Origin of the sequence: Mycobacterium sp. 236(2023) (assembly GCF_029623955.1) — a bacterium.
In the GTDB taxonomy this organism is placed as follows: Bacteria; Actinomycetota; Actinomycetes; order Mycobacteriales; family Mycobacteriaceae; genus Mycobacterium.
The window spans coordinates 59996-81196 of sequence record NZ_JARSBP010000013.1 but is presented as its reverse complement, the minus strand read 5'-3'; the positions used below and the strand labels follow the sequence as shown (position 1 = coordinate 81196).

The window sequence follows — 21201 nt, the reverse complement described above, 5'->3', positions numbered from 1 at the left end:
CGAGGAATGCGTCGGGGTTCGAATCCCCCTTAGCTCCACCCATTTCGAACTGGCAGTTTGCGTTCGACGTGACCCGAACGCTGAGACACGAGTCGACGCGATGGGTGGTCAATGCGACTGTCCCTCAGGACATCTGGTCATAAGCTGGTCAGGTGTGCATGCGAGGGGTCGGCTTTAGTGCCGTGACAACCAACGGGACGGTCCACTGCGATCTTGAGAGGGCCGTCCTCGCGCGGCGTCGAAGTCCCCGCTGGAGCGACCCCCTCGGCCAGACTCTTATCAACGTCGACCGCGAACGGCTGGTGTGGGGTGCGTAGTCGCGGGTGGGCGGGTGCAACCCCCGAATCCGACGAGGCGGCGATCGACCGGATTTTAGACGCAGTAGACGATGTGATTGTCACGCACGGACCGGTACTGCGCCTGGCCGACGTCGCGCGCAGGCTCGGTGTCACCCGCCAGACCGTGTATCACTACTTCCCAAACGCCGACGCTCTGCTCGTGGCCAGCACGATGCGGGCGGTCAACGGCCTCATCGATCAGGTCGTTCATCGCGTTGTCGGTCAGACCGATCCCGTAACTGCTCTCGTCGAGAGCGTGGCCTTTGCGGTAGAAAATCTCATCGGCGATCCGCAGCTGGAAGCGCTCTTATGTGCCCGAAAAGGAGCGAGGGCGGTCATATCGCTCACCTCCGACACGGCGATTACCTTCTGTCTCGCGCTTTTCGATCGCATGGATGTCGACTGGGCGCTTCACGGGTTCGACCCCGCCGAGTTGGCAGAACTCAGTGAGATGGTACTGCGTACAGTGCACTCTTTCCTGGCCGATCCGGGTCAAACACCGCGTCAGGGCCCGGCACTGCGACGATTCATCGCTCACTGGCTGGGTCCGGCGATTCTGCACCCGCAAACCAAGTCGATCATGTCTCTCGGCGGCCAGTGAGGCGGCGATGCGTACCCGGCATTCGCCATCGCGACGTCGAAGACCGCGGCGGATTCTCGGAGCCACGCTGGGCAGCTCAGGGTCAGCCGGACCGCCTATGCGACCGTCCCGGCTCCGAGTAGTGCACTGATCTCGTCATCCGCGACGCCGATGCTGCGCAGCACGTCGGCGGTGTGGTCGCCTAGTGCCGGCGCGGCCACCGCGACGGGGTACGCGCCGTCGATCGCCAGCGGCAGGCCGGGTGCAAGGTATTCGCCAATGCGTGGTTGAACGAGTTGCGCGAACAGCGGGTTTTCAGTCACCTTGGGATCGGTGACAACCTCCGCGAAACTGCGGTAGCGCTCCCACAGGATTGACGTTCTAGCTAGCGCGGTCGCGACCTCGTCTGCGCTGTGGATGGAAAACCAAGTGGTGAAGAGATTGGTGAGCGCGGCCATCATGAACACCGCGCCGTCGGAACTGGCGAACTGCTGGCCGTACTGGCCGAAGATCGCGTTGCCGATCCGCTCACGCGGGGTGCCATTGATCATTACCTCTGTCAGGAAGCTCAGATTGACCGCCGTGGCGAGGGCGACATTCTCCAGCGGGATGTTCAACCGTTGGCCCGCGCCGGTGTGGTCGCGGTGCCGCAGAGCCGCGGTCACGGCGAGTGCTGCGTAGATCCCGCACGAGATATCCCACACGGGCAGTACGTGATTGACGGGTACGTCGAGGTCCGCAGGGCCGGTGATCAAGGGGAAGCCAATTGCCGCGTTGACGGTGTAGTCGACGCCGGTACCGCCGTCCGCGCGGACGGACACTTCGACGTGAATCAGATCAGCGCGCAATGCCGACAAGGTTTCGTACGAATGCCACTCCCGCCGTGACACATTCGTGATCAGCACACCTGCGTCGACGATGAGCCGCTGTATTAGCTGCTGGCCTGCTGCGGAACGCATATCCACGGCAGCTGAGCGCTTTCCGTTGTTGAGCCCAGCCCAGTAGATGGACTCGCCGGCTTCGGTGACCGGCCAGCGGTGATAATCGGCGGCGCCGCCAATAGGATCGACGCGGATCACCTCGGCGCCCAGCTGTGCCAGCGTCATGCCCGCCAGCGGTACCGCCACAAAGCTTGAGATCTCGATGACCCGCACGCCAGCCAACGGACGATGCGAACCGAGTGGCCGGGCACTCGCTTCGATCACATCCCCAGCTTCAAGCCGGCGCCGGCATCGACGAACAGTTGTTGTCCTGTGACGAACCGAGACTCATCGGATGCCAGGTACACCACCGCGTGAGAGATGTCCTCCGGCTCGACCCAGGGTGTCGGCATGGCCTGCAGGATCGGAAACACCAACTCGGCGTCCTCCCTGGTCGGCTCCGGCAGATCCGGCCGAAACACCTTGTACATCGGCTCATTGTGCAGCATGTCGGTGTTGACATTGGTCGGATGTACTGCGTTCACGCGGATGCTGTGCGGCGCCATCGTCAGCGCAAGGGCCTTGGTGTAGTCACGAATCATCTTCTTCGCCATGCCGTAGCCGGCCCCGCCGGGCCCCTGCGGGCCACCGCCGGTTGCGAGATCCTTCTGGTCGATCAGACCGGCGATGGAGCCGGTGGCGATGATCGAGCCGCCGGCGTTCAGATGGTCGAGGCTCACGTGGATGGTATTGACCACCCCCACAAAGTCCACGTCGAAGGCGTCGACGAAACCGCGGAAGGGAATGTGGTTGCCCTGGGGGCAGATTCCGGCATTGGCGACAACCACATGAAGACCACCGAGGTGTGCGACCGCCTCGTCCAGGGTCGCCCTCAGCGAAAATCGGTCGCGAACGTCCACCGCGGCGGAGAACGCACGTTGTCCCGACTTCTCGATGAGGTTGACCGTCTCATCGAGATCCTCGCGCGTGGCCAACGGGTACTCGTTCGACTCGATATCGGCGCAGATGTCGATCGCGATCACATCGGCACCTTCATCGGCCAGGTGCACCGCGTGGCTGCGACCCTGCCCGCGGGCTGCGCCGGTGACGAGCGCGACCTTGCCCTTGAGACGGTTCATCCATACTCCATTCGCAGAAGCGGCCGTGAGGACCGCTGAATAATAGAACAGAAAGTGTTACGTTGTCACACACCACGACTGGTTCGGACGATCTCTACATTGCTGTACTGCTGTCGTGGCCCATCGCCTCCGGTTCCCGGTCGAATTCGCGGATCATGGCCTGCACCGTATAGGACGCCGCGAGACGTCCATCCCGTGTAAAGACTCGGCCTTCACCTTGAGCGAGGCCGCGGCCGGCCCAAAAGGCGCGATTCGCATACAGCAGCCAGTCGGTGACGTCGGCATCATCGTGAAAAGCGATGGTGGACTGCATGATGCCGGTCGACAGCGTGCGGTGCGCACGTGCCTCGCCGAAGCCGCGGTGTGGCAACATCCCCGCTGCAATAGTCCAGTGCGTCGTCGACTGCGCCAGCAGCGCTTGGTGTAGATGGCTCGCCCCGGGGTCGTAACGGAAACGCGTCCAGACGTTGATGACGGGTGGCCCGACGCGGTTCGGGTCTGGGTCGTAGGCACCGTCGACTATGCGCAGTTCGCGGCCGGGCATGGAGAATCCGGCGAACGGCACCGCCGCCTCGGGCCCCGGTACGTCCGGCATCGCTTCGACGTCGCGGATCACATCCGGCGAGCCCGAGTCTGCGAGTAAGAGGGCTACACAGCGCAGGTTGTCGTGCTGGCTGATACGCACCTCGGCCGTCGAGAACGTGCGACCCCTTCGGAGCACCTCGACGGCCAGGTCAACCGGTGCGGTGAACGATGCCGCTTTACTGAAGATCGTCGATACTGACGTAACTCGTTGCCCTGAAAGAGCTTTTGTTGCAGCGACGATCGCCTGCGCGGCGAACTGCCCACCCTCGACGACGTCCCGTCGCGTCGGGCCGTGAGCCGGCCCGACAAAGCCTGTCGCGCTTGACGGTTTGACGTCGATCAAGCGCAACAGTTCTGCCGCGTCTCCCCACAGCGGGAAGCCCGACGGTACTTTCGACCCGTCCTCCCACTGTTCAACGAGAACCACTCGGACCGCGCCGTGGTAGAACGACACGTAGCCGGCAATGCCCGCGACCTCCTTGAGCGGTTCACGGTACGACCAGGCCACGTTATGACCGTTGGATTCGGCTCCCGTCAGGTTCCAATAGGTCGCCACCCCCTTGAACGGGCACACCGCGATGTGGTCGCTCTCTGCGAGATGCTCCCATTTGACTGCAGTTTCGGGGAAGTAAAGGCGATCGACGTGATCGGTTTCGGTCAGGATGATGCACGCATCGCTCTCGGCGAGGAGGACCTCGCCCGCCCACACCTGCCCGGTCAGCGCGCACGGCACCATCTCGATGCGGTAGTCGGGAAACCTCGGCCATGCCGACTCCACATGTTGCGTCATCTCACATGCCCTCTCGTCGACGTCCGTTTCGCTGAGTCAAGGTGACTTGCTTTGGACCAGTGGTTACTAGTCGCTCGCGGGCAGCGGCTTGGCTTCCTTGAGTGTCAACGGGGTCGAGCCCACGCTGATCGTGCCCTTGCCGGCCTTCGTCACCAGAACCTCGGCACCGCCGTCGTCGACGTAGCGCTTGCCCATTAGGCTGCCGCCGGACAGCGTGTCGTCAAGGGTCAGCTCGGGATCGGGAGTGGCGTCGAGGGATATGGCGGGCGCGCCGCCAATCTGCAGGTCGTCAAGCGCGTCGGAGGATCGCACGACGATCACCTGGGTGTCGCAGACCTGGCTCTGCAGTCGGGTGCCGTTCTTGATCATGCGGACTCCTTTGACGACATTCAATTCGGTAACGAGTTCGCGGCGCAGCACCTTGCCGGTCGCGTTGGTCGGCAGTTCGTCGCGGAACATGATCTGGTCGGGGGTACGAGAACCGCGCAACCTAGATCGAACGAACCCTCGCAGTTCCTCGATGTCGGGGTCGGTACCGGGTCGGGGGACGACGACGGCGACGATCTTCTGGCCCCATTCGGGGTCATCGGCGCCGACGACGGCGCAGTCGTGTACGTGGGGATGCTCGACGAGGACGCCCTCGATCTCGGCGGGTGCGATGTTCTCCCCGCCACGGATGATCGTGTCGTCGGAACGGCCGCCGATGAACAGGTAGCCCTCCTCGTCGAGGTGAGCGACGTCCTTGGTGGGGAACCACCCGTTTTCATCGAGCACGGAGCCGATGTCGGTGTACTTCCCGGACACCTGCTCTCCGCGGACGAACAATTCACCGGTCTCGCCGGGGCCCACCACGGTGCCGTCCTCGGCGCGGATCTCGACCTCGATGCCGGGGACCGGCTGGCCGACCGAGCCGAGCCGCCGGATAGCCGACTCGTCGGTGGCGGCCAACGCGGCACGGTGGTCCTCGGGCCCCAACACGGCGATCGTCGAGCTGGTCTCGGTCAGCCCGTACGCGTTGACGAACCCCACCCCGGGCAGTTGTTCGAGTGCTTTACGCACCAGGGGGAGAGGCACTTTGGAACCGCCGTAGGCCAGGGTCCGCAACGTGGGCAGCGTGGTGTCGATGTTCTCCAGGGCGGTGACGATACGGTCGAGCATGGTAGGCACCACGGTGGCAGAGGTGACCGCCTCGGCGTCGATGAGGCGGACCCACTCGGCGGCGGAGAAGGCGGTGAGGTAGACCAACCTGCGGCCGGCGTAGAGATTCGACAGGGCCGCCGACACACCGGCGATGTGATACGGCGGCACGCAAACGAGGGCGGTGTCGCCTGTTGCGGCAGAGTCGAATTCAACGGTGCCCATGATGTAACTGGTCAAGTTGCTGTGAGTGATCTCAACGGCTTTCGGTGCCGAAGTTGTGCCAGAGGTGAACAGCACGACTGCGACCGTGTCCGGGTCGGCCAACTCAGTGACGGGATCGGCCGTCGCAGCGGCGTCGAGAAATTCAGCGGAACCAATCCTGGCGAAGCCGGCCTGACCGACCGCATCGCGGTAGTCCTCGTCGACGATCACCAGCGGGTCGGGAAGCCGACCGATCAGCGTCTGTAACCCGTCGGCGGCCAGGCGGTAGTTCAGCGGCGCGACCGGAATTGCGGCCCGGGCTGAGGCGAACAGCAGCAATGACAGCATCACGCCACCCGTGCCGACGTAGACGACGTGCCGAGCGCCGGAGGCGGCTATGACGCCGGCGCCACCGTCGGAAAGGACGTTCAGCTCATCGAGCTTCCAGCGTGTTTCACCCGAGACCAACGCGGCTTCACCGCTGATCGCCAGCGTCGAACCCTGCGCCATCTCCAACAGCAGCGAGATGCTCATAGCGTCATGGGAGCGGCCGGGGACTTCAGGGTCACGTGGTCAAGGCCCACGTTGGGGTTGTCGAGCGCGCCGGCGAAGATGCCGGCCATGGTGTCGGCCACGGTCTCGGGCGTCATGTGTGTCGCCGGAACCAGACCACGAGAAATCCATTCCCCGGCAACAACACCGAGAAGATCGGGATCAAAATCCGAGATGAAATCCGTAGGCACCGTCGCCCCTACTTCGATGCAACTGAACCGGTATCCCGGGTGCTCCAGCCGCCACGACACCAGGCTGCGCTCCATCGCAGCTTTGCTGGCTGAATAGGCGCCGAGCGCGCGGTGCGGATGGCGCACGGAGTCGGAAGACAGTACAGCCACGATGGCCGAGGGTGCGAGGACCGGAAGATGCGCCTGGATGACCTGATGGACGCCGATGACATTGGTCTCCAGCACTTTCAGCCAGTCGTCGGCGTCCACGTCCGAAAGGGGCTTCAACGGCGCGTAGCCGGCGCTGATCACCAGCAGGTCGACCTCACCGAGCGCGCCGGCGGCCGTTTCACCGATGCGGATGCAGTCGGCCGGCATGCGGATGTCGGCAGAGATCGATGCTGCCGCCGCCGCGCCGGCAAGCACCTCGGGTGGCAACTCCCGGCGTGCCACGACGACCATGTGTGCACCCTCGGCGATAGCCCTGACGGCGAATGCCCTTCCGATGCCGGCCGAGCCGCCAACGACCACCACACGCTTGTCCTTGAGGGACCGGTCGGTCACCGCGCCCCCTCGGCGATCGACTTCATCTCTAAATACTCCTCGAATCCGGCGACACCCATCTCCCGCCCGATACCGCTCTGCTTATAGCCGCCGAACGGCACGTCGACGCCATAAAACACGCCGCCGTTGACGTTGACGGTACCGGTGCGCATGCGGTTTGCGACGGCACGCGCTCGCTCGTCCGATGCGCTCACCACACCGCCCGACAACCCGTATCGCGAATTGTTGGCGATCTCGACGGCGTGGTCGTCGCCGTCGTGCGGTATCGCCACCAGAACGGGTCCAAAGATCTCGTCCTGGGCCACAGTGGAATCCGGATCCACATCCGCCAGAACAGTCGGCTCCACGAAGTAGCCGGTCGGTAGGTGCGCCGGAATGCCGCCGCCCACCGCAATTGTGGCGCCCTCGTCGACACCTTCTCGGATGTAACCGAGAACGCGCTGACGCTGCTCTTCGCGGATGAGCGGACCCATGAGTACCGACGAGTCGGTCGGATCGCCATACGGCCAGCTTCTCAGCGTGTCCGCCAGCGCCTCGACGCCTTCGCGATACTTCGCGCGGGGCAAGAGGAGTCGCGTGGTGTTGGCACATCCCTGGCCTGCGTGTGTCGTGGCGGCGAACGCCGCAGAGGTGACCACAGATCCGATGTCGGCGTCATCGAGAGCGACGAGTGCGGACTTGCCGCCGAGTTCCAGGAAAACCTTCTTGACGGTGGGTGCAGCAGCGATCATGATGCGTGTGCCGGTGGCGGTCGATCCGGTGAACGAGACCATGTCGACGCGCGGATCTTCGCAGAGTTGCTGTCCCACAGAGTGTCCGGCGGATGTCACGATGTTCATAACGCCGGCCGGGATGTCGGTGTGCTCCGCGATCAGCTGGCCCAGCAGCGTCGCGCTATACGGTGTGTCGGGCGCGGGTTTGAGCACCACGGTATTGCCGGCCGCCAATGCAGGCACCATCTTGGCGAGGTTGATCTGGACGGGGTAGTTCCAGGGTGTAATCGCTGCGACGACTCCTACCGGCTCGCGGCGCACCGTGCGAAGCGTCTTCATGCCGAACGGCTCGGCAAGTCCGAGGCTGGTTTCCCACTGATATGTTTCGGCGAGGTCGGCCACCCAGGGCACGCCGGCCACGGGTGCGTCGAATTGGGGTCCGAGGGTGAGGGCCACCGGACACCCGACTTCGGCGACCGTTGTCGCCCGAAAATCGTCCGCGTGCTTGGTGAGGGCCTCGTGCAACTGCCGAATGCAGCGCACACGGAACTTCGGGGACTGCGCCCAATCGGTGTGGTCGAACGCCCGCCGGGCCGCCGCGATGGCGGCGTCCGTGTCTGCAGCCGTTGCGTTCGCGGCCACCCCGATGACGCGCTCAGTCGCGGGATTGACGTTGTCGTACGTCTCGCCACTGGACGACGCGACCAGTCGTCCGTCGATCAACATGCGCTCTTCGCGCCAGACCTCGGTCATAACGAAGAACAGTAGTACAGAAGTTGTTCAGTTGAACAGAAAGAAGTCGGGGTGCCGAGTCAGCGCAGGCCGTTGACCGCGAACTTTTCGACGTACTTGCGGACGGTTTCAGGTTTGGACATGTTGAATGTTTGAGCCTCGTTGACCGTCGAGAACGAGTAGATGATGCGGGCAAGCCACTCGCTGGCGGCCTTCACGTCAATTCCGGAGCCGACCTCGCCGCGCTTCTGCGCCTCGCGCACATACGGCACCAAGAACTCGGTGGAGCGCCGAACCGCGGAGTCGCCATCGGAGATCATGTGGCGCATGAGTTCGGCGTCATCAGCCATCAGGCGGTTACGTGTCCGATGATCAATCAGGATCGTCGCATGTGTCTCAGCCATCGCGCCGAGCTTTTCGGCCAGCGTCGGCCTGTCGGCCATGGCCTCCGCGACCATGCGGTAGAACTTCTGTGCTCCGAACTCGATCGCCGCGTCGATGAGAACGGTGCGATCCTCGAAGTAGCGGTAGACCGTGCCACGCGACACGCTTGCCATACGTGCGACATCCTGCACGCTCGTACGCTGGATGCCCAGTTGTGTGAAGCACTGATTCGCGGCCTCGAGGATCTGATCCCGCCGGTCCAGTTCGTCCTGCTCGTCGACCTCTGCCGCAACACGTGAGGTTGCCATGACGCTCCTTGCCTGTTGGGAGGCCGATGGGAAGTGTTCCCAGGGGCGCCCGCCAAGTTCATCATGCTACGCGACATGACCTGCCCGGGCGTGTCGCGGACACGAATGACCTGAACAGTTATACATATTGCGGCCAGTTGTTTTATATGACAGCTTGGGGCCGTGGAATTAGGAGTCGGCGATCGGAATTTCGTTTTGGTCGGTGGCACCACCGGGATGGGATTCGGCGCAGCTCATCAACTGGCTGCCGATGGAGCGAACGTCGCACTGCTGGCGCGCGACGAGCAGCGAGCCGTCGAGCGGGCGAAGCTACTGAGTGATACCTATGGGGTACGCGCGGCGGGTATCGGTGTGGACGCAGCGGCGCCCGGTGACGGAGTCGATCGGGCGATCGACCGAGCGGCCGAGGAACTGGGACCGCTTCGCGGTCTGGCGGTGACAGCGGGTCCGATGAAACAGCAGGGGTTGTTCGTCGAACATGGCGACGAATCGTGGGACTGGTACTACCAGATCATCCTGATGGCCACGGTCCGGTCGTGCCGAGCGATCATTCCGCATCTGCAGCGCAATGGCGGAGGGACGATCGTCAATACCGCCGCGTACTCGGTGCGCGCCCCGAAGGTACTGATTCCCCCCTACAATGCGCTGAAGGCCGCGGTCCTGACGCTGTCGAAGATCCTGGCCAAGACTCATGGCCCCGACGGGATCCGGGTGAACGTTATGTGCCCGGGGCTCTTCGACACCGAGACCAACGATCACATCCGCGAGAAGCGGGCAGAACAGTACGGCGTGCCCCTGGAGGATGCGATCTACAAACACCTGTCGAGCAACCCGGATTGGAACATGCGGGTTGCGCTCGGACGTGGCGGATTCCCCCATGAGGCAGGCGAATTGGTGGCATTCCTGCTCAGTGACCGCGCGGCCTACATGACCGGCGCGGTCATCAACATCGACGGTGGAACCGACTTCTGAAACTTAAATGCCGACCCGGTCGGCGAGCAGTCGACGGTGGTGATCGGCGTCGCCAAGGAGCAACCCCGAAGACTTGGCTCGCTTGAAGTACATGTGTGCGGGATGCTCCCATGTGAAGCCGATGCCCCCGTGCAGCTGGATATTGGCCGCCGCCGCGCGGGCGTAAACGTCCGAACACCGCGCCTTGGCCAGCGCTGCGGCCGCCGGGAACTCCGCCGGAAACGTGTCGGCGGCGTAGGCGGCGTACTGCGCTGCGCCGCGGGCGCATTCGATGTCGAGCATCAGGTCCGCGCACCTGTGTCGGATCGCCTGGAACGATCCGATCGGCTTGCCGAACTGATGACGTACTTTGGCATAGCCGACGGCCTGGTCGAGGCAGCGCTGGGCGCCGCCCACCTGCTCGTTGGCCAACGCGGCGGCAGCCCGTGAGAGAGCGTGCTCCAATCCGGCCGCGGTGATATCCAAGCGCGATGCGGGAGTCGAGGAGAGTTCGATGACGGCCTGACGACGGGTGGGGTCCAATGACTTCTGCGGCCGACGTTCGAGTTCCGTCACATCGTCAACTATGAATACGCCGACATCGGAGTCCGTGCGCGCGACGACGAGGAGCAGATCGGCGACAACACCGTCGAGCACAAAGTGTTTGGTACCGCTAAGGGTCCAACCGCCCGCGCCGCCGTGCGCTCGCGTCGCGATGGCATCTGGTGCGTCGACAATCCACGTGCCATTGCGTTCGGTGATGGCCAGCGTGGCAATCGTGTCAGCGCTGGCGATTCCCGGTAGGTGCTGCCGCTTGGCGGGTTCGTCGTCGGAAGCCGCCAAGACGCCGGCGGCCAGCACTGCTGAGGCAAAGAACGGCCCCGGCAGAAGGGCCGCCCCCATCTCCTCGAGTACAAGTGCCAGCTCGCGGTAGCTGAAGCCCTCCCCGCCGTACTCCTCGGGAATGGCGAGTCCCTGCAGATTGAGTTGGTCAGCCATCGCTCGCCACACGGCGGGGTCGTATCCGTCGGGCGATTCCATGACCCGTCGGACCTCGTCCTCAGGACAGTGGTGCGCGAAGAAGGCGCGGACTGCGGAACGGAACTCCCGCTGCTCGTCGCTGTCGGTGAACGCATCGGATTGAAAGGTCATCTCGAAAGGTTCCTCGGGTCGTCGTCGGCGCGCCCGGTGGAGTTGCCCCTCAGCGGAGCACCGCCGCGGCGGAGGGTGCGAATCCAGTCACCGATGTCAGCGGGTGGGGGGACGGGAGCATCGAGTCGGCCGGGGTCGGCGCTCTGGAACGCATCCCAGCTGGGAAAGGCGTCGTGAAAGCCGCCATCGTGCGACGTCGTGCCAGGCCATCGCATCTTTTGAGGACCGACGGGTGGATCGCAGATATCGCTTTCGTACCAGAACAACGGCCTGCGCTGGACGAAGAACCACCGGCCATCGCGGCGCTCGTAGGAATCGAGGTAGGCGAGCATCTCGATGACCCACACCGACTCGGTCTCCAGTTCGTTGCGGGAGTATACAAGTCCCGTTGCGTGACCGGTGTCCTGAACGTCGATGACATGGCCGAGCACTCCGTGTGCACTCCCGAGCAGGTCGTGGCGCAGTTCGACGTCGTACCAGCGGCGCAGAGCTGCGCGCCCGCTCAGCCGACCCGGAACCCGTACGTCGTCGACGAAGAGGTTCACCAGCGAATCGAGATCGCGCATGTCGAGGGCGACTGCGTATTTCGCTGCTAACTGGCGGATCTCGTCGAGCGCCTCGAGTCGATCGAGACGCGCCGCGAGCGCGGTCAAGTCGCCGGAGTCGGAGAGGGTCACCCCAGCGCGCCCTCAGCCATGAGGACCGCCAACCTGCGCTTGTCGATCTTGTCGGTGGTGGTGTAAGGCAGCCGTTCCGCATGGGTGAGGATGGCCCACCTCTTCGGTACCTTGTAGGCGGCGAGCCGGGTACGGCACGCGGCCACGAGCGAGTCTGTGGTGGCGTGGTGGCCGTCATTGAGCACCACCGCGGCACTGACGATGGCACCGCGCTCGGTGTCGGGGACGCCGACGACGTACGCGACCCGAACCTCGGGCAGATGCCGTAGCGCGGCTTCCACCTCCATCGGGGCGACGTTCGTGCCCGACGTCTTGATCATCTCGTCGGTACGGCCCGCGAAGTACAGGTGGCCGTCGTCGTCTCGGTAACCGGCGTCCTTGGTGTGAAGCCACCCGTCCCGGTCGACGATCTCGTGCCATTGCTTGCCGATCATGCCGCGCAGCAACGCTGTTCCGCGGACACAGATCTCGCCCGTCACGCCGTTGGGTACCTCGACGCCTTCGTCGTCCACGACCTTGTGCTCGTAGCCGGGCGCGGATACGCCGAGCGACCCGCGCTTGGCTTCGGGCACCTCTTCGTGGGGTGGCCACCAGGTGTGGCTGCTGCAGGTCTCCGTCATCCCGAGTTGGGCGACGCGCAACGACGGATCTGGCGTGCGTCGTTCCGGGCTGAGCAGCACCTGCTGATAGCCCTCACGGAGGCGAGACAGATCCGTCGTCGCGAAGTCCGGATGGTTGAGAAGCGCGGGTCCCACATGCGGAAAACCTGTTGTGTAAGTCGCCTTCTCACGCTCAAGCAAACGAAGGGTATGGCCGGCGTCGAACTTGTGCTCGGTCAAAACCGTTGCGCCGTGTTGCAGGGGGCCGAGGAAGCCGAACACCAGGCCCGCCACCCAGAAGAACACCATGGGTACGTAGATTCTGTCGTCGGCGTTCCAGCCGTGTTCTCCGGCGATGAAGCGGGAGTGGGTGATGGCGGTGCCGTGGGTGTGCACGATGCCCTTGGGGTGCGACGTGCTGCCCGAGGTGTAGATGACGAGCAGGTCGTCGGTGGGGCGCACGGTCTGCTCGCATGCGGCGAGAAATTCTGGGGTGGCCGGTTCGGGCCACTCGACGGGCCATGGCGCCGTGACGGATCCGAGTGGCAGTACGTTGCGCAGCTGGGGGAGCGCAGCGGACCGCAGTGGCGTGTTCAGGCTGTCGGCGGCGGCCGTGATACGGGTCAGCATGTTCTTGCCGAGGATCGACTGCACTGACAGGATTGTGTGCACATCGGCGTCGCGGAGCACCCACGCCAGTTCAGCGGGTTGCAGAAAGGTGTTGAGCGGCAACGCGACTGCGCCGATTCTGGTGACGGCGAGGAACGCGACGACGAATTCGGGACTGTTCGGAGCGAGGATGCCGACCCTGACCCCCTTCGTGACGCCGGCGTTGATCAAGCGCGCCGCCATTGCCGCGGAGTCGGCATCGGCCTGGGCGTAGCTGATCCGCTCGACGGTGCCGTCGTCGAGACATGTGACGACGAGATCCGAAGTACCGTGCTCGGCAACCACCTCCGCGAGCACGGCGGGCATTGTCGGCTCGTAGGGGAGCGGCTCGTAGTCGAACGTCCGTGCAGCGGAGCCCACCGACGACGTCATTCGACGACCCACTGCGGTTCGCGCTTTTCGGCGAACGCGAGCATTCCCTCCCGGTAGTCGGGTTGAGTCATCTGGTGCTGCAGCACGTAGCGATAGGCGACATCATTGGCTGCGCGAAGGCCGACGTCCAGGCTCGTCCACATGGCCTTGATCGATGCCTGCGCCGTCGCCGGCGACAGCGTCGCGATCGTGAGCGCGATCTCCCGGGCGCGGGCCTGCAGCCGATCGCCCGGCACGACCTCGTTGATGAGCCCGATCTCGTATCCGCGTTGGGCACTGATCCTGCCCTCCTTGGTCATCAGCGCCAACTGCATCACCATCGAAATCGGCATGCGGCGCAGCAGGACCGCCGGCTCCAAGGCAAAGACGTTGCCCACCTTGAGGTGTGTGTCGATCAACTCCGCGTGCTCGGCCGCGATGATCAGGTCGGAATCGGCAACCTGGTGCAGGCCGCCGCCGACCACCATGCCGTTGAGTGCGCAGATGACGGGCTTCCAGACGTTGTGATGTAGTCGCGAGCCCGGCACCTTGTTGCGGATTCCGCTCGCCGCGGTGGCCCGGATATCCTGTCCGGCGCTGAACGCGCGGTCCCCGGCCCCGGTGATGATCGCCACGCGAATCTCGGGGTCGTCGCGGACACGACCCCATGCCCAGCCCAGCTCGCTTCGGGTGAGGTCGTCGGTGGCGTTGAGTCGCTCGGGCCGGTTGATGGTGATCGTCGCGACATGGTCGCTGACGTCGAACAGAATCCGTTCTAGTTTCACTCCGAACCCCTTCCGCCACCGTGCATTGAACACATTATCAGGAAGTGTCTCATCGTACCGTGGGGTACGGTCATGGCATCCATTGCCCGCCCGATACCGAGATCAGCTGCCCGGTGACGTGTTTGGCGGCACTCGAGCACAGGAACGCGACGGTCTTGGCGATGTCCTCGGGATCGCCTATCGTCCCGGTGAGTGTGGACTCGCGCATGGTGTCGAGTTCGGCGTCGGACTTTTTCGATAGCAGCCACGGTGTCGCGGTAGTCCCGACCACGACGGTGTTCACCCGCACGCCGAGTGGTCCGAGCTGAACGGCCATCAAGCGGCTGAGGCCTTCGAGACCCGCTTTCGCCGCGGCGTATGCGGGCGGCCCGGTCCGCACCCCGTGTGCGGACACCGAGCTGATGTTCACGATCGCACCACTGCCAGCCTCAACCATCTGGCGCGCCGCGACCTGGGCCATGATGAACGTGCCTGTCAGGTTGACCGCTACGATGCGGTCCCAATCGTCATCCTTCTGGTCGAGAAACGTTGCGGGAAGAGTCATTCCGGCGTTGTTGACCAGTGCGCTGATCGGTCCGAAGTCGCTGGACAGTCGCGCGAGCTCGGTCTCCACCGCGGCGCGGTCGGTGATCGACAACTCAACCGGCACTATAAGGCCTGCACGCGCGAAGTCGGTGTCGTGCGTGCGCGCGATGGCCTTGGCGTTCACGTCGACGACCGCGACGCGGTAGTTCGCCGCGACAAGTTCGGCGACGATGGCTTCACCGATGCCCCGCGCGCCGCCGGTCACGACGGCGAGTTTCCGTTCATCCGACACGGCGGTCCCTTTCGGCGCGAATGAGACGCTCGATCCTGGTGATCGACGGGCGGAGGAGGTCGATCGCCTGCGCCATCGACGCGACAAGATCACCGCTCCCGTTGGTTGCCACCCAGGTGTCGATCGCGGCGCGGTTGGCGCCGTTGACGACGCTGACCGCGAGTCGCGGCCGAAGGTCGGTATCCGGGTCGGCCCCGAGCCGGAGGGCCACCTCGTTCGTCATCTGGTCGATCCAGTCGTCGTTGATGCGAAGGCGGGTGGCGCGCAGCGCGGAATGGCGGGAGTACAACTGTGCCCGCACCAGGAACATCTCGGGCTGTGCGCTGATAGCTTCCGCGACCGCGGCTGAGGCATCAGCCAACGCACGCCAGAGGGAGTTCGATGTCGAAGCGCGAAATCGGCGAGTGGCCTCGTCGAGGCGGTCGGCGTATCCGTCGAAAAGTAGGTCTTCCTTCGCCGCGAAGTGATGGAAGAACGTCCGCGGCGCGACCCCGGCGAGCGCGGAGATCTGCTCCACGGTGGTGGACTCGTAACCGTTACTGTCGAACAGCTCGATAGCCGCGGCTATCAGGGCCTGCCGGTTTCGTTGGCCTCGTGCTCTGCGCTGGTCCACGATAGTCATCCTCGCAGCGTCGCGGTACCCGCTGACAGGGCGACGACGGAGCCCTGGGTGGTACGGAAACGCACTCGGTCACCGTCTCGCCACATCTGGGTGCGCAGTGGTTGCGCCAGCATGACGGGTTTGGCGAAGCGGCAGCTGATCGAGCCCAGCACGTCGGGATCGCCGCCACCGAAGCCGTTCACCAGCGCGCGGGCGGCGAAGCCGAACGTGCACAGGCCGTGGAGGAATACGTCGTCGAAGCCGGCCTTCCGCGCCGCGGCCGGGTCGATGTGCAGTGGGTTGCGATCACCGCTGATGCGGTAGATCGCCGCCTGCTCGGGTCGCACCTCGTCGTCGATGACGACGTCCGCGGGCCCGTCGGGGTCCTCGGGCGTCGCGGGTCCGCGGCCCCCGCCGAAGCCGCCTCCGCCCAGCACCATTGTCTGCCCGACGGCGACGAACACCTCACCGTCGTCGTCGGAACCCCGCGTCGTCACCTCGATCGAGGCGTGCTTGCCTTTATCCCACACCGCGGTCACCTCCCCGGTGACCGCGACCTCGCCGCGCGGCCGAAGCGGGCGGGACACGGTGACCGACTGCCCCCCGTGCACGATCGGATACGACCCGAGGCTCAGCAGCGCACGCAGGTCCTTCACCGCCCACCAGTTCGCGAGAAGTGCGAACGTGGGAAGTACCCCTGGGCCGCGCGTCTCATCGAGCAGTCCGAGTTCAGCAGGCGGCCGGGCACCCACACCGAGGGCGTAGAGGATGACGTCGGTCTCCGTCCACGCGAACGTCGTCGGATCGAGCGTGGTACCCACGGCCTCCGCGGTCAGAGTCAACAGAACCTCCAATTTCCGATACTGAACGGATTGACGATATATGTTCGATCGTGCAATATAGTCGCAGTAACTGCAACTAGTTTCCAGGAGTGACAGACATGAAGTTCGGCGTGTTCATCCTCGGCGACAAGCCCAACCACCTGAGCGACCAGGAGGTGTTCGCCAACGTGCTCGAGGAGGCGCGCTGGGCTGAGGAGTTGGGCTACGACGAGGTGTGGCTCGCCGAGCACCACTTCTCGCCGTACGGCATGCTCGCGGACCTGCCGCTGGTGGCCGCCGCGATTGCGGCGCAGACCGAGCGCATCCGGATCGGGACCGCGTGCATGGTCACCCCCTTCCACAACCCGATCCAGCTCGCCGAGCGCATCGCGATGGTCGACGTACTGTCCGGCGGCCGCTTCGACGCGGGCTTCGGCCGCGGCTACCAGGCGCACGAATTCAAGGGTTTCGGCATCCCGATGGACGAGGCCACCGCCCGCTACACGGAGTGCATGGAGATTGTGAACCTCCTACTCACCAGCGAGAACGTGAGCTACCAGGGCAAGTACCACACGCTCGAGGACGTGACGATCTACCCGCGACCCGTCCAACAGCCCATCCCCACGTGGGGCACCGTGATGAAGACCCCGTCAAGCTTCGAGTGGTTGGCGGACAAGGGATTCGGTGCCATCATCGGCAACCCGTACACAGTCGATCCCGACCTGCAGGGCGCCCTCGACATCTACCTGGAGACCCAGGCCAAGAAGGGTCTCGACGCCGCGACCGAGAACGTGTGGGCCCTGCTGAACGCGTTCTGCCACACCGACGACGCGTTCGCCCGCAGCTATCCCAGGGACAGTGTCGAACTGTCCATCGAGCGGCATCGCGCCTACTCGAACCCGTTCGAGCGCGGGGGTGAGATCCCGGCCGACTACAAGGCGTACGCCGACTGGTTCGACAAGCACGACAAGCAGAGCTACGAGCAGGTACTCAACTCGCATCTGACGCTCATGGGCGATCCCGACCGCATCGTCGAGAAGATGCGCACGGTCGTCGACATGGGCTGGCGCAACATCATGCTGCGCATGTCCCGCGGCGGCGCGATGGACCGAGCCGAGGTGTACAGCTCGATGAAGCTGTTCGCCGAAGAGGTGATTCCGGCGACGGCCGGTCTCGTGGCAGCACCGGCTTGAGCCACCATCTGGCCACGCGGCTGCGGACAGTGCTGTCGCTAGAGCCGGCCGCACCCGCAATTGAATCCGGCGGCGTGTGGACCGACTGGGCTGCGCTGGGTGCGATCGCGACCGGCGTCGAGCAACAGCTCGCCGAGGCGGGCCTTGGCGCCGGTGCGCCGGTCGGACTGGTGTTGCGCAACCAACCGGCGATGGTCGGCGCGCTCATCGGGGTTCTGCTCACAGGCGGTACCGTGGTGACGGTGAACGCCGCGCACGGCGACACCGGGCTGGCCGCCGACATTGCCGAGCTGAAGCTCGCCGCGGTCATCGCCCTCGAAGTGGACTGGGCTCGACCGGGATTCACCGACGCCGCGGCGGGCGCACTGGGTCTCACCGTGGGGCACGCACCGCCCGCGGTAACGGCTCGTGCCGGCTTGAAGGCGCCTGGCCCGGGGCCCTTCCGCGTCGAACCCGACGGTATTGCGGTGGAGATGTTGACCAGCGGCACCACGGGACCGCCTAAACGGATTCCGCTGTCCTACCGTGCTTTCGGCGCCACTGTCGCGGCAGCCGGCGCGCACTACTCGGCCGCAGGCGACAATACGCCCCGGCTGCGGTCCGGTGTGGCCATAGTGAGCGCTCCGCTCGTGCACATGTCCGGGTTGTTCCGAACGCTGCTGAACATCTGCGAGGGTCGCAAGATTGCCCTGCTCGAGCGATTCCGAGTGGCCGACTTCGTCGACCTGGTCCAGCGACACGAGCCGCGCGCGGTGAGCCTCGTTCCCTCCGCGCTTGCGATGGTCCTCGACGCGGACGTCGATCCGGGCGTTTTCGCGTGCGTCCAGGTGGTGACGTCGGGTACCGCGCATCTGCCGGTGGCCGTCCAGGAGGCGTTCGAGGAGCGCTTCGGCGTCGCGGTGCTTCCGTCATACGGCGCCACCGAGTTCGCGGGTGGCGTCGCCGGCTGGAACCTGGAACTCCATCGGCAGTGGGCGACATCGAAGCGTGGCAGCGTCGGCAGGCCTCAGCGCGGACGTGAAGTCCGCATCGCGTCACTCGATGACGACCGCGTACTCGGCGCCGACGAGCAGGGCCGCATCGAGGTCCGCACCGGCGGCGGCGAGTGGGTGCGCACCACTGACCTTGGTCGTATCGACGCCGACGGATTCCTTTACGTCGAGGGACGCACTGACGACGTCATCATCCGCGGTGGATTCAAGGTGACGCCCGCAGACATCGTCGACGCCCTGCGCAGCCATCCCGCGGTACGCGACGCCGGCGTCACAGGTGTGCCCGATGACCGCCTGGGTGCCATCCCGGTGGCGGCCGTGGAACTCAGTACGGGTGCCACGGCCGGCGCCGAGGAGCTGCTGGAGTTCCTGCGCGAGAGGGTGACTCGGTACCAGGTGCCCACGCGGTTGATCGTCGTCGACGAGCTACCGCGAACGGCGTCGCTGAAAGTCAGCCAACCGGCGCTGCGCGAGTTGTTCGACAAGGAGGTCAGTGCGTGACGGGCGTAAGAGGGGCCGCGGCGGTCGTTGGCGTAGCCGACGAGGTGTCACCCGACGGAATTATCGACGTGCCGCTGCGCGAGCTGGAGGCACGTGTCATCCGGGCGGCGCTCGCCGATGCCGGGCTGACGCTGCGCGACGTCGACGGACTGTGCACCTGCACCGGCGGCACACTCATGCACTCGGTCGAGCTGGCCGAGTACCTCGGAATCACAACGCGTTTCACCGACGCCACCCAGACGGGAGGTGCGAGCTACGGCCTCTATGTCGAACACGCCGCCGCGGCGATCGCGGCCGGGCAGGCCGAGACGGTGGTGATCGTGTACGCGTCCACGCCGCGCGCTGCGCGCAAGCGGGGTGAGAAGGGGCTGGGCGTGTTCGCCACCCCGGAACGCCTCGAGTGGGAAACGCCGTTCGGAGTGATGCTGCCGATCAGCGCCTACGCGCTGGCGGCCAACCGTCACATGGCCGAATTCGGCACCACCGCAGAACAACTCGCGCAGATCGCCGTCGATACCAGAATGTGGGCCAGCCGCAATCCGCGCGCCCACCTGCGCGACGCGATCACTGTCGAGGATGTCCTGAGCTCCGGCTTTCTGGCCGAGCCGATGCACAAACTCGAATGCTGTCTCGTCACCGACGGGGCCGGGGCGATCGTCGTGACCAGCGCTGAGAAAGCGAAATCGCTGGCGAAACCGCCCGTTTACGTGCTCGGGGCCGCCTCGGCCGCATCGCACGCGATGATCTCCCAGATGCCGGACCTGACGGTCACACCGGGCGCGGTCTCAGGTCCCGCGGCGTTCGCCACCGCCGGCGTGACGCCCGACGACGTCGACGTGGTGCAGCTCTACGACTCGTTCACCATCACAGTGTTGTTGGCCTTGGAAGACCTCGGGTTCTGCAAGAAGGGTGAGGGTGGTCCCTTCGCCGGAAGCGGCGCACTCGCGCCGGGTGGTGCGCTGCCCGGCCAGACGACCGGTGGTGGCCTCGCGTACACCCACCCCGGCGCATTCGGTGCCTTTTTGCTGGTGGAGGCTACCCGGCAGTTGCGCGGCGAAGGGGAGGACCGCCAAGTGGCGGACGCGGACGTGGCGCTTGCCCATGGCACGGGCGGCGTACTGTCGGCGACCTCGACCGTGATCCTCGGAACGGAGGCGACCCTGTGACCGCGACCGACTCCGGCGTCCCGGTACCCGAGCCTTCTGCGGTGTCCGCACCCTTCTGGGCGGCAACGCGCGAACGTGAACTGCACATGCAGCGCTGCGCCGAGTGCGCGCGCCTGGTGTGGTATCCGCGGTTCGCGTGCCCCCACTGCGGGCACGACGAGTTGCGTTGGGAGCGGTTGTCGGGGCGGGGTGTGTTGTATGCGGTCAGCGTGCATCACCGGCCGGCGCTGCCCGCGCTCGCCGACAAGGTGCCCTACTCCGTGGTCCTCGTGGACCTCGACGAAGGAGCCAGGATCATGTCTAACGTCTTCGGGCCGCCGCCTGCCGTCGGCGCCGCCGTCCGCCTGGCGTGGACCCCGCTGCCGGATGGCCGCAATCTACCGGCGTTTGAGTCCGCGTGAGCGCGACGGCGCACCTGCACCGTCGTCGCGAGGCGCTGGTGCTTCGGCATGTCGCCGGTGAAAACGATCGCGACCTCGATGCGATCATGGCCACGTTCGCCCATCCGCGGTACGAGATCGTGCCCACCGCTGCGGTTTTCGACGGCGACGCGGCGGTGCGACAGATGATCCTGACGCAGTGGGAGGAGCTGCCGAGGATGCACTACACCGCCGAAGAGATCTTTCACTCGGTCGACGGGTTGATCGTCGAGACCAGAACCACCTGTCCCGGCACACCCGTCAACATGTTGAGCATCAATCTGTTCGGGTTCAACGGTGACGGTCTGATTCTGGAGCGGTGCTACTTCGATCGCATGTTGTTCGCGGCGGAGTTGGCGAAAGTCGGCAAGCAGCACGACTGAACAGAATT

Annotated in this window: 21 protein-coding genes; 7 read left to right on the top strand and 14 right to left on the bottom strand. The window is 65.2% G+C overall.

The window, feature by feature from the left end; translation table 11 throughout:
* The first annotated feature begins 309 nt into the window (after window positions 1-309).
* Window positions 310-939, top strand: a complete 630-nt coding sequence (locus P9A17_RS31670; RefSeq protein ID WP_278042768.1) for a TetR/AcrR family transcriptional regulator — start codon at window positions 310-312, stop codon at window positions 937-939.
* 95 nt (window positions 940-1034) lie between these two features.
* On the opposite strand, the gene P9A17_RS31665 is transcribed toward P9A17_RS31670, so the two are convergent.
* From P9A17_RS31665 to P9A17_RS31635, 7 genes are all read right to left on the bottom strand, one after another.
* A complete protein-coding gene (locus tag P9A17_RS31665) occupies window positions 1035-2120 on the bottom strand; it encodes a CoA transferase (RefSeq protein ID WP_278042783.1) in 1086 nt (361 codons plus the stop codon).
* Complete coding sequence (locus tag P9A17_RS31660; RefSeq protein ID WP_278042767.1) at window positions 2120-2977, bottom strand: mycofactocin-coupled SDR family oxidoreductase; 858 nt, start codon at window positions 2975-2977, stop codon at window positions 2120-2122. The genes P9A17_RS31665 and P9A17_RS31660 overlap by 1 nt, the downstream gene beginning before the upstream one ends.
* Before the next feature lie 94 nt (window positions 2978-3071).
* Complete coding sequence (locus tag P9A17_RS31655; protein WP_278042766.1) at window positions 3072-4352, bottom strand: DUF427 domain-containing protein; 1281 nt, start codon at window positions 4350-4352, stop codon at window positions 3072-3074.
* A gap of 66 nt (window positions 4353-4418) precedes the next feature.
* Window positions 4419-6227, bottom strand: a complete 1809-nt coding sequence (locus P9A17_RS31650) for a fatty acid--CoA ligase family protein (RefSeq protein WP_278042765.1) — start codon at window positions 6225-6227, stop codon at window positions 4419-4421.
* A complete protein-coding gene (locus tag P9A17_RS31645) occupies window positions 6224-6979 on the bottom strand; it encodes an SDR family oxidoreductase (protein WP_278042764.1) in 756 nt (251 codons plus the stop codon). The genes P9A17_RS31650 and P9A17_RS31645 overlap by 4 nt, the downstream gene beginning before the upstream one ends.
* Window positions 6976-8445: an aldehyde dehydrogenase gene (locus P9A17_RS31640; protein WP_278042763.1), complete on the bottom strand. Its 1470-nt coding sequence runs from the start codon at window positions 8443-8445 to the stop codon at window positions 6976-6978. The genes P9A17_RS31645 and P9A17_RS31640 overlap by 4 nt, the downstream gene beginning before the upstream one ends.
* 59 nt (window positions 8446-8504) lie before the next feature.
* Window positions 8505-9116: a TetR/AcrR family transcriptional regulator gene (locus tag P9A17_RS31635; protein WP_278042762.1), complete on the bottom strand. Its 612-nt coding sequence runs from the start codon at window positions 9114-9116 to the stop codon at window positions 8505-8507.
* A gap of 162 nt (window positions 9117-9278) precedes the next feature.
* On the opposite strand from P9A17_RS31635, the gene P9A17_RS31630 reads away from it, so the two are divergent.
* Window positions 9279-10088, top strand: coding sequence for an SDR family oxidoreductase (locus P9A17_RS31630; protein WP_278042761.1), 810 nt, complete (start codon window positions 9279-9281; stop codon window positions 10086-10088).
* 3 nt (window positions 10089-10091) lie between these two features.
* Here P9A17_RS31630 and P9A17_RS31625 read toward each other — a convergent pair whose 3' ends face one another.
* The 7 genes from P9A17_RS31625 to P9A17_RS31595 all read right to left on the bottom strand — a co-directional run bounded on the left by P9A17_RS31625 (window position 10092) and on the right by P9A17_RS31595 (window position 16560).
* Window positions 10092-11219 carry an acyl-CoA dehydrogenase family protein gene (locus tag P9A17_RS31625; protein ID WP_278042760.1) on the bottom strand — a complete coding sequence of 376 codons (1128 nt, stop codon included), beginning with the start codon at window positions 11217-11219 and terminating at the stop codon, window positions 10092-10094.
* Entirely contained in the window at window positions 11216-11896 is a 681-nt protein-coding gene (locus P9A17_RS31620; protein WP_278042759.1) for a nuclear transport factor 2 family protein, read from the bottom strand. The genes P9A17_RS31625 and P9A17_RS31620 overlap by 4 nt, the downstream gene beginning before the upstream one ends.
* Window positions 11893-13536, bottom strand: a complete 1644-nt coding sequence (locus P9A17_RS31615; RefSeq protein ID WP_278042758.1) for a class I adenylate-forming enzyme family protein — start codon at window positions 13534-13536, stop codon at window positions 11893-11895. Before P9A17_RS31615 ends, P9A17_RS31620 begins: the two co-directional genes overlap by 4 nt.
* Window positions 13533-14300, bottom strand: a complete 768-nt coding sequence (locus P9A17_RS31610) for an enoyl-CoA hydratase-related protein (RefSeq protein WP_278042757.1) — start codon at window positions 14298-14300, stop codon at window positions 13533-13535. Before P9A17_RS31610 ends, P9A17_RS31615 begins: the two co-directional genes overlap by 4 nt.
* 70 nt (window positions 14301-14370) lie before the next feature.
* Window positions 14371-15117 (bottom strand): SDR family oxidoreductase, encoded by a 747-nt coding sequence (locus P9A17_RS31605; protein ID WP_278042756.1) that lies wholly within the window; start codon window positions 15115-15117, stop codon window positions 14371-14373.
* Window positions 15107-15739, bottom strand: a complete 633-nt coding sequence (locus P9A17_RS31600) for a TetR/AcrR family transcriptional regulator (RefSeq protein WP_278042755.1) — start codon at window positions 15737-15739, stop codon at window positions 15107-15109. Before P9A17_RS31600 ends, P9A17_RS31605 begins: the two co-directional genes overlap by 11 nt.
* A complete protein-coding gene (locus P9A17_RS31595) occupies window positions 15736-16560 on the bottom strand; it encodes a MaoC/PaaZ C-terminal domain-containing protein (protein ID WP_278042754.1) in 825 nt (274 codons plus the stop codon). Before P9A17_RS31595 ends, P9A17_RS31600 begins: the two co-directional genes overlap by 4 nt.
* Window positions 16561-16658: 98 nt before the next feature.
* Here P9A17_RS31595 and P9A17_RS31590 point away from each other — a divergent pair, with 98 nt between their 5' ends.
* The 5 genes from P9A17_RS31590 to P9A17_RS31570 are packed head-to-tail and all read left to right on the top strand — an operon-like array spanning window position 16659 to window position 21193.
* On the top strand, window positions 16659-17732 hold the full coding sequence (locus P9A17_RS31590) for an LLM class flavin-dependent oxidoreductase (protein WP_278042782.1): 1074 nt from the start codon (window positions 16659-16661) through the stop codon (window positions 17730-17732).
* A complete protein-coding gene (locus P9A17_RS31585) occupies window positions 17729-19225 on the top strand; it encodes a long-chain fatty acid--CoA ligase (RefSeq protein WP_278042753.1) in 1497 nt (498 codons plus the stop codon). The genes P9A17_RS31590 and P9A17_RS31585 overlap by 4 nt, the downstream gene beginning before the upstream one ends.
* Window positions 19222-20391 (top strand): acetyl-CoA acetyltransferase, encoded by a 1170-nt coding sequence (locus P9A17_RS31580; RefSeq protein ID WP_278042752.1) that lies wholly within the window; start codon window positions 19222-19224, stop codon window positions 20389-20391. Before P9A17_RS31585 ends, P9A17_RS31580 begins: the two co-directional genes overlap by 4 nt.
* Window positions 20388-20792: an OB-fold domain-containing protein gene (locus P9A17_RS31575; RefSeq protein ID WP_278042751.1), complete on the top strand. Its 405-nt coding sequence runs from the start codon at window positions 20388-20390 to the stop codon at window positions 20790-20792. The genes P9A17_RS31580 and P9A17_RS31575 overlap by 4 nt, the downstream gene beginning before the upstream one ends.
* The gene (locus P9A17_RS31570) at window positions 20789-21193 is read left to right on the top strand and encodes a nuclear transport factor 2 family protein (RefSeq protein ID WP_278042750.1); all 405 of its coding nucleotides are present in this window, start codon (window positions 20789-20791) and stop codon (window positions 21191-21193) included. Before P9A17_RS31575 ends, P9A17_RS31570 begins: the two co-directional genes overlap by 4 nt.
* The last annotated feature ends 8 nt before the right edge of the window (window positions 21194-21201 follow it).